Annotated in this window: 8 protein-coding genes; 4 read left to right on the top strand and 4 right to left on the bottom strand. The window is 70.5% G+C overall.

What is annotated here, in order from left to right:
- Window positions 1-94: 94 nt before the first annotated feature.
- Window positions 95-1,282 carry a quinolinate synthase NadA gene (gene nadA / locus ACFW22_RS35305; protein ID WP_386412773.1) on the bottom strand — a complete coding sequence of 396 codons (1,188 nt, stop codon included), beginning with the start codon at window positions 1,280-1,282 and terminating at the stop codon, window positions 95-97.
- Between the two features lie 227 nt (window positions 1,283-1,509).
- Here nadA and ACFW22_RS35300 point away from each other — a divergent pair, with 227 nt between their 5' ends.
- The gene (locus ACFW22_RS35300) at window positions 1,510-1,866 is read left to right on the top strand and encodes an iron-sulfur cluster assembly accessory protein (protein WP_018848827.1); all 357 of its coding nucleotides are present in this window, start codon (window positions 1,510-1,512) and stop codon (window positions 1,864-1,866) included.
- A gap of 72 nt (window positions 1,867-1,938) precedes the next feature.
- Here ACFW22_RS35300 and ACFW22_RS35295 read toward each other — a convergent pair whose 3' ends face one another.
- Window positions 1,939-3,402, bottom strand: coding sequence for a hypothetical protein (locus ACFW22_RS35295; RefSeq protein WP_386412769.1), 1,464 nt, complete (start codon window positions 3,400-3,402; stop codon window positions 1,939-1,941).
- A 67-nt stretch (window positions 3,403-3,469) separates the two neighbouring features.
- The gene (locus tag ACFW22_RS35290; protein WP_386412766.1) at window positions 3,470-3,676 is read right to left on the bottom strand and encodes a hypothetical protein; all 207 of its coding nucleotides are present in this window, start codon (window positions 3,674-3,676) and stop codon (window positions 3,470-3,472) included.
- Between the two features lie 177 nt (window positions 3,677-3,853).
- Between ACFW22_RS35290 and ACFW22_RS35285 the strand changes: the two genes are divergently transcribed.
- Complete coding sequence (locus ACFW22_RS35285) at window positions 3,854-4,828, top strand: carbohydrate kinase family protein (protein ID WP_386412763.1); 975 nt, start codon at window positions 3,854-3,856, stop codon at window positions 4,826-4,828.
- Window positions 4,829-4,882: 54 nt separating this feature from the next.
- Here ACFW22_RS35285 and ACFW22_RS35280 read toward each other — a convergent pair whose 3' ends face one another.
- Window positions 4,883-6,268, bottom strand: a complete 1,386-nt coding sequence (locus ACFW22_RS35280; RefSeq protein WP_386412760.1) for a cysteine desulfurase/sulfurtransferase TusA family protein — start codon at window positions 6,266-6,268, stop codon at window positions 4,883-4,885.
- A 301-nt stretch (window positions 6,269-6,569) separates the two neighbouring features.
- Between ACFW22_RS35280 and coxB the strand changes: the two genes are divergently transcribed.
- Entirely contained in the window at window positions 6,570-7,535 is a 966-nt protein-coding gene (gene coxB / locus ACFW22_RS35275) for a cytochrome c oxidase subunit II (RefSeq protein WP_386412757.1), read from the top strand.
- On the top strand, window positions 7,532-8,454 hold a 923-nt coding region (locus tag ACFW22_RS35270; protein ID WP_386412754.1), incomplete at its 3' end, for a cbb3-type cytochrome c oxidase subunit I. The genes coxB and ACFW22_RS35270, both read left to right, overlap by 4 nt.

The following is an 8,454-nucleotide window of genomic DNA, read 5'->3' as shown; positions in this document are numbered from 1 at the left end:
ACTCGACGGTACTCGACGGTCCGGACGGGCCCGCGCCCGCGCGGGCCCGCCCCCTCCGATGTGTGCGACGGGACCGCCCCGCGCCGGAGGACCGTTACGGCAGGGCCAGCATCCGCTCCAGGGCGAGCTTGGCGAAGCTCTCGGTCTCCTTGTCGACCTGGATCTGGTTGACGAGGTTGCCCTCGGCCAGGGACTCCAGGGTCCACACCAGGTGCGGCAGGTCGATCCGGTTCATGGTCGAGCAGAAGCAGACGGTCTTGTCGAGGAAGACGATGTCCTTGCCCTGGTCGGCATAGCGGTTCGCCAGTCGTCGGACCAGGTTCAGCTCGGTGCCGATGGCCCACTTCGAGCCGGCCGGGGCCGCCTCCAGGGTGTTGATGATGTACTCGGTCGAGCCCACGTAGTCCGCGGCGGCGACGACCTCGTGCTTGCACTCGGGGTGCACGAGCACGTTCACGCCCGGGATGCGCTCGCGCACGTCGTTCACCGAGTCCAGCGAGAAGCGGCCGTGCACCGAGCAGTGGCCCCGCCACAGGATCATCTTGGCGGACCGCAGCTCCTCGGCGGTGAGGCCGCCGTTCGGCTTGTGCGGGTTGTAGACCACGCAGTCGTCCAGGGACATGCCCATGTCGCGGACGGCGGTGTTGCGGCCCAGGTGCTGGTCGGGCAGGAAGAGGACCTTCTCGCCCTGCTCGAAGGCCCAGTCCAGGGCGCGCTTGGCATTGGACGAGGTGCAGATGGTGCCCCCGTGCTTGCCGGTGAAGGCCTTGATGTCGGCCGAGGAGTTCATGTACGAGACGGGTACGACCTGCTCGGCTATGCCGGCTTCGGTCAGGACGTCCCAGCACTCGGCGACCTGCTCCGCGGTGGCCATGTCGGCCATCGAGCAGCCGGCCGCGAGGTCGGGCAGGACGACCTTCTGGTCGTCGCCGGTGAGGATGTCGGCCGACTCCGCCATGAAGTGCACGCCGCAGAAGACGATGTACTCGGCCTCCGGCTTGGCGGCCGCGTCGCGCGCGAGCTTGAAGGAGTCGCCGGTGACGTCGGCGAACTGGATGACCTCGTCGCGCTGGTAGTGGTGGCCGAGCACGAAGACCTTGTCCCCGAGCTTCTCCTTCGCGGCGCGGGCGCGCTCCACGAGGTCCGGGTCGGAGGGCGACGGCAGATCGCCAGGACACTCCACGCCGCGCTCGCTCTTCGGGTCGGCCTCGCGACCGAGCAGGAGCAGGGCGAGCGGCGTCGGCTGGACGTCGAGGGGCTGGGCGGTGGTCACGTCACGCACCCTTTCTTCGGGGAACCTTTTCGTCTAAATGACGCTATCTATCATAACCGCTTTACGTCATATTGACGATGTCCATAGTGTCGATGTGACGAATTCGCCGTCCGCGCTTCCGGACGGGGTGTGCGAGCATGAAAGGGGAAAGACCCCACTCGGCCCGGAATGAATCCGGGGCACCGTCGGTTGCAACCGGCGGCAAGCAGTCTCCGTACACACCGGGAGAGAAGCAGATGTCCGTATCGGACGAGAAGACCACTGTCAGCGACGGCATCCTCCTGTCCGACGCCGCCGCGGCGAAGGTCAAGGCCCTCCTCGACCAGGAAGGCCGCGATGACCTGGCCCTGCGCGTCGCCGTTCAGCCCGGTGGCTGCTCCGGCCTGCGTTACCAGCTCTTCTTCGACGAGCGCTCGCTCGACGGCGACGTCGTGAAGGACTTCGACGGCGTCAAGGTCGTCACCGACCGCATGAGCGCCCCGTACCTGGGCGGCGCGTCGATCGACTTCGTCGACACGATCGAGAAGCAGGGCTTCACCATCGACAACCCCAACGCCACCGGCTCCTGCGCCTGCGGCGACTCGTTCAGCTAAGTCCGTGCACCCATGAGGGCGGCGTCCCCGGAACCTCCCGGGGGCGCCGCCCTCATGCACGTCCGGGTGCGGTCAGCGCCGCGGCACCGGCTGACCGCTCGCCCCGTCGACCACGGCCCTGGACCCCAGGGGAGCGTCGAGCGGCACCGTCTTGGTGACCTCCACCGCCATGGCCACGCACGCCCTGTCCGGGTCGACGGGCTCCTCCGCCACGCGGACCGTCACCCGCTCCCGGGCCTCCTGCGCCGTGACCGTGTACGTGCTGCACACCCCGCCCCAGAAGGTGACGGCCAGCTTCCGGCCGTCCCCCTCCGTCCGGTACGACTCGATCTGCCGGACCGGCGCCGTGCCCTCGGCCGGCGGTGACGGCTTCACCGGCGGTGCCAGGTGCTCCGGCGCCACCGCCGTCTTCGTCACCGTGTACGGGGGGCCGTCCACGGGGTCCGCCGTGAACAACCACGCCGGCACGAGCAGCCGCTCGCCCGCGACGTCGTGGGCGACCAGACCGAAGACCGCGGCCGTCACCGGCACCTGCCTCGGCTCCACGATCGGCTGGCAGGGCGTGCCCCCGGGCTTCCCCGGACCGCCTTCCGTCCCGGCACCGTCCGTGCCCGCCGGCGGATCGGTCGCGCAATCGACCGTCCCGGGCGGATCGATCGCCCTCGTGTCCTCATTGAGCGCCGCGAGTGCCCGCTCGGCCCCGATCACCGGATAGCTGTCGCCCTTCACCGGCTGCTTGAGCATCCCGCTCCCGGCGACCGGTCGACCGTCCGGGCCGATGTGCAGCCCCGTCGACCAGCCGTAGGTCGGCAGCCCGTCCACCACCGGATCGGCGTTGACCACCCGTACCGACCCGTTCATCACCTGGGTCGCGGTCAGCTTCGCGTCGTCCTGACCGAGCGCCTTCAGGACGGGCACCGCCGCGGCCTTCGCCGCCGCCTCGCTCACCGGAGGACCACTCGGCAGGGGCTTTCCCTCGCCCGGGGGCGGGCAGGCCTTGCCCTTCAGGCAGGAGTCGCCCACCGGGGCGCCGTCGTACCAGGTGTACGTCCAATTGCCGGGGGCCGCCTTCGCCACGTCCAGGCGGGGCCCCTGGCCGTCCTTCTCGGGGCGGATCGTCCACACGTCCCCGACCAGTACCGGCCGGCCCTCGAACCCGAGAGCCTCGGCCAGCCTGGTCACCTCCGCCGAGGTGACCAGGCCCTCGGGCCGGTGGACCGCGGCCGAGGAGGGCCCCTGGGGGAGTGGGCCCTTGGATTGGTAGACCGTCCCGGTCGGGCCACCGCCCGGGTCCGGCTCTCCGGGAGCGATCCCGGGACCGCCGTCGGCGGCCCCGGGTCCCAGGGGCAGGGGCGACCCCGCGACGGCGGCGCCCTCGGCCGCCCCGACCGGCGTCGCCTTCGCGTCCATCCCGCCGCCTGACCCGGTGGCCGCGACGGCGAGGTAGACGCCGCCGCCCCCGGCGAGCAGCACGCCCGCCGCCACCGAGGCGGCGAGGACGTTCCGTCGCCTCCGCACGTTCTCCGTACCGCTCACCGCAACACTCCCTCATCTCGACCGGACGCCGATGGGACGGAGCGGAGGGGCGAACGGTTCCCGTCCGTCAGCCGCCGTACTCGACGGTGGCGTCGATCAGCCGGGCCGAGGCCGCGGGCACGACCACTCCGTGGATCGATGCGGGGGAGACCGGCGCGGGCGCGGGCGGGACCGGAGCGACCCAGTGGGGGGCCATCCGAACGCCGTCCCCGCGCAGCTGGGCGAGGCTCAGGTCGGACTCGTGTCGCTCACCGGGAGCGGGATGCGTGGTCATGGCCGCACCGTATGCACCGCACCACTCCGGAGAAAAGGCCTACTCTGGGGTAGTTTCCACTGTTCGGCAGCGCACCCCTCAACGGGTAGCGTGAAGGGTCGACCGCTCGTTGCCCACCATCACCCTTCGTCCGAGCGCCTCGTGCGCCCCTCTCGCATCCCGCAGGAGCACCCAGCCGTGCGTATCGCAGTCACCGGCTCCATCGCCACCGACCACCTCATGACCTTTCCCGGCCGGTTCGCCGACCAGCTCGTGGCCGACCAGCTCCACACGGTGTCCCTCTCCTTCCTCGTCGACAACCTCGACGTCCGCCGGGGCGGCGTCGGCCCGAACATCTGCTTCGGCATGGGGCAGCTCGGCGGCAACCCGATCCTGGTCGGCGCGGCCGGCTACGACTTCGACGAGTACCGGGCCTGGCTCGACCGCCACGGCGTCGACACCGGCTCGGTCCGCATCTCCGAGGTGCTGCACACCGCCCGCTTCGTCTGCACCACGGACAAGGACCACAACCAGATCGGCTCCTTCTACACCGGCGCCATGAGCGAGGCCCGGCTGATCGAGCTGAAGGCCGTCGCCGACCGGGTCGGGGGGCTGGACCTGGTCCTGATCGGAGCCGACGACCCCGAGGCGATGCTCCGGCACACCGAGGAGTGCAAGACGCGCGAGATCCCCTTCGCGGCGGACTTCTCGCAGCAGATCGCGCGCATGGACGGAGAGGAGATCCGTACCCTCCTCGACGGCGCGACCTACCTCTTCTCCAACGAGTACGAGAAGGGCCTCATCGAGTCCAAGACGGGCTGGACCGAGGAGGAGATCCTCTCCCGCGTCGGCCACCGGGTCACCACCCTCGGCTCGCGCGGGGTCCGCATCGAGCGGGTCGGCGAGACCCCGATCGAGGTCGGCTGCCCCGAGGAGACGGCCAAGGTCGACCCCACCGGCGTCGGCGACGCCTTCCGCGCCGGCTTCCTCACGGGCCTGTCCTGGGGCGTCGGGCACACCCGTGCGGCGCAGGTCGGCTGCATGCTGGCGACGCTGGTGATCGAGACCCTGGGCACCCAGGAGTACACGATGCGGCGGGCGCACTTCATGGAGCGCTTCACCAAGGCGTACGGCGAGGAAGCCGCCGCGGACGTCCGCACCCACCTGTCCTGACCCGGCGGCACCGCCCCGGCCAGGCCTCCCGTGCCCGGTCGGGGCGGCGTCCCGTCAGACCAGTCGGCGGACCACGTACGCCGCGCCGCCCCGGGGCGAGGGCTCCTCGCCCACGTACTCCTGGCCCCGCATCTCGCACCACGCCGGAACGTCCAGACGGGCCGCTTCGTCGTCCGACAGCACCGTCACCGTCCCGCCCACCGGGACCCCTCCGATCGCCTTCGCCAGTTCGATCACCGGGATGGGGCACCGCCGACCCAGGGAGTCGACCACGAGCGACCCCGCGGGAGTCGGAGCGGACGGGGCGGCTCCGGGCGCGCCGAGCCGCTCCCGCACCCCCGCCACCAGTCCCGGCAGAACCGCGAGGAAGCGGTCCACGTCCCCTTCGGACGTGCCGGCCGGCAGGGACACCCGGACGTTCCCCTCGCTCAGCACCCCCATGGCGCGCAGCACATGACTGGGCGTCAGCGTCGAGCTCGTGCAGGACGAACCGGAGGAAACGGAGAAACCCTCCCGGTCCAGCTCGTGCAGCAGCGTCTCCCCGTCGACGTACAGACAGGAGAAGGTGACCAGATGGGGAAGCCGCCGGACCGGGTCGCCCACCACCTCCACGTCCGGCACCACCTCAGGCACCCGCGTCCGGATCCGGTCCACCAGGACCCGGAGCCGTGCCCCCTCGGCCTCCGCCTCCGCCCGGACCGCCCGCAGCGAAGCCGCCGCCGCCACGATCGCCGGCAGGTTCTCGAAACCGGGCGCCCGGCCCGACTCCCGCTCGTCGGCCGGACCTTGCGGGGCGAACCGGACGCCCTTGCGCACGGCGAGCAGCCCGACGCCCGCGGGGCCGCCCCACTTGTGCGCGCTCGCCGTCAGCAGTGACCAGCCCCCGGCCACCGGACCCCAGCCCAGTGACTGGGCCGCGTCCACGAGCAGCGGCACTTCCGCCGCCCGGCAGGCCTCGGCCACTTCGGCCACCGGCTGCTCGGTGCCCACCTCGTGATTGGCCGACTGGAGACAGGCCAGGGCCGTCCCCGGGCCCAGCGCCTCCGCGAAGGCCTCCGGGTCCACCCCTCCCGAGCGGCCCACCGGCACCTCGACCACCGTGCCCCCCGCAGCCGAGTGGGCCTCGCCCGCGTGCAGGACGGAGGAGTGCTCGACGGCGGACACCACGAGCCGGTTCCCGACGCGCCGACGGCCCGCGAGCGCCCCGGAGACCCCCGCGTGAACCGCGCGCGTCCCCGAAGGGGTGAACACGAGCTCGTCCGGGCGGCACCCCACCGCCTCCGCGGAGGCCTCCCGGGCCGCGTCGAGCAGCAGCCTGGCCCGACGCCCCTCCCGGTAGAGCCGGGCGGGGTCGGCCCATCCCTCGTCCAGGGAGGCGAGCAGCGCCTGGCGGGCGACGGGGTGCAGCGGAGCGGCGGACGCGGCGTCGAAGTACGGCATCTGACCACGGTAGGGCCCGGAGGTCCGCACGGGCGGTGAGCCCTCGTCAGAAGTGCGGTCGAGCAGGACGCCAGGCCGCCGAACGGGGGGTGCGCGGGTCCTGCCGGAAGCCCAGACTCCACCCCTTCGGGGACTCGGACGGCGCGTTGGGCACCCTCCCCGCGCGACCTCAAATAGCGTCCAGTAGGGTTTGGTCCGCATAAACATCCAAACCCCTGCCCGCGGCCGGGGCGGCGACCGACCAGCGAGACGGACGGCCGTGGCCGACCACTGCGGGCCGAGACTCTCGGGAAGGCGCTACGTGAGTCCCAACGGCTCCGACCGCTCGTCGCGGCGCCCGATGCGGCGGAAGCTGCCGCAGGTGCTGACTGCGGGCCTGATCCTGGCGACAGCCACGGGCTGCTCGTACAACTGGGAAGACTTTCCCCGCCTTGGCATGCCCACCCCCGTCACGGAAGAGGCGCCTCGGATCCTCTCCCTGTGGCAGGGCTCCTGGGCCGCGGCCCTGATCACGGGCATCCTCGTGTGGGGCCTGATCCTCTGGGCCACCATCTTCCACCGGCGCAGCCGGACCAAGGTCGAGGTGCCTCCGCAGACCCGTTACAACATGCCCATCGAGGCGCTGTACACGGTCACCCCCCTCATCATCGTCTCGGTGCTCTTCTACTTCACCGCACGCGACGAGTCGAAGCTCCTCGAACTCTCCCCGAAGCCGGCCCACACCATCAACGTGGTCGGCTACCAGTGGAGCTGGGGCTTCAACTACGTCGAGGACGTGCCCGGTGTGTCGGGCGACGCCAAGACGGACAAGAACCTCGGTTCGATTCCGGACAAGTTCCGTGAGGACTTCCCGGCGAACGCGGGCGGCGTCTACGACGCCGGCATCCCCGGCGACCGGAACCCGCAGACCGGCAACCCGGGGCCGACCCTGTGGCTGCCGAAGGGCGAGAAGGTCCGGTTCGTCCTGACCTCCCGTGACGTCATCCACTCCTTCTGGGTGGTGCCCTTCCTCATGAAGCAGGACGTCATCCCGGGTCACACCAACTCCTTCGAGGTGACCCCGACGCAGGAAGGCACCTTCCTCGGCAAGTGCGCCGAACTGTGCGGTGTCGACCACTCCCGGATGCTCTTCAACGTCAAGGTGGTCTCCCCGGAGCGCTACCAGCAGCACCTGAAGGAGCTGGCCGAGAAGGGGCAGACCGGCTACATCCCGTCTGGCATCGAGCAGACGGACCCGGCCAGGAATGCGGAGAAGAACCAACTGTGAGCATCCACAACGAAACCCAGGGTGCCGCCGCAGCTGAGGACTCGTACGAGAACGAGCTGCCCGTACGGCGCAAGCAGCCCGGCAACGTGGTCGTCAAGTGGCTGACCACCACTGACCACAAGACGATCGGCACGCTCTACCTGGTCACGTCGTTCGTCTTCTTCTGCATCGGCGGACTCATGGCGCTCTTCATGCGCGCCGAGCTGGCCCGTCCGGGTACGCAGATCATGTCGAACGAGCAGTTCAACCAGGCGTTCACGATGCACGGCACGATCATGCTGCTGATGTTCGCGACGCCGCTGTTCGCCGGATTCGCGAACTGGATCATGCCGCTGCAGATCGGCGCGCCCGACGTGGCGTTCCCGCGGCTGAACATGTTCGCCTACTGGCTCTACCTCTTCGGCTCGATCATCGCGGTGGCCGGCTTCCTCACCCCGCAGGGTGCGGCCGACTTCGGCTGGTTCGCCTACTCCCCGCTGTCGGACGCGGTCCGCTCGCCGGGCGTCGGCGCCGACATGTGGATCATGGGTCTGGCCTTCTCCGGCTTCGGCACGATCCTCGGTTCGGTCAACTTCATCACCACGATCATCTGCATGCGCGCTCCGGGCATGACGATGTTCCGCATGCCGATCTTCACCTGGAACGTGCTGCTGACCGGTGTCCTGGTCCTGCTCGCCTTCCCGGTCCTGGCGGCGGCGCTGTTCGCCCTCGAGGCGGACCGCAAGTTCGGTGCCCACGTCTTCGACGCGGCCAACGGCGGCGCATTGCTCTGGCAACACCTCTTCTGGTTCTTCGGACACCCAGAGGTGTACATCATCGCCCTACCGTTCTTCGGCATCATCTCCGAGGTCATCCCGGTCTTCAGCCGCAAGCCGATGTTCGGCTACATCGGCCTGGTGGCCGCGACGATCGCGATCGC

Source organism: Streptomyces sp. NPDC058872, assembly GCF_042743065.1.
Taxonomy (GTDB): Bacteria; Actinomycetota; Actinomycetes; order Streptomycetales; family Streptomycetaceae; genus Streptomyces.
Note: the sequence above shows the minus strand (reverse complement) of the source record. Positions and strands in the feature narration are given on the sequence as shown.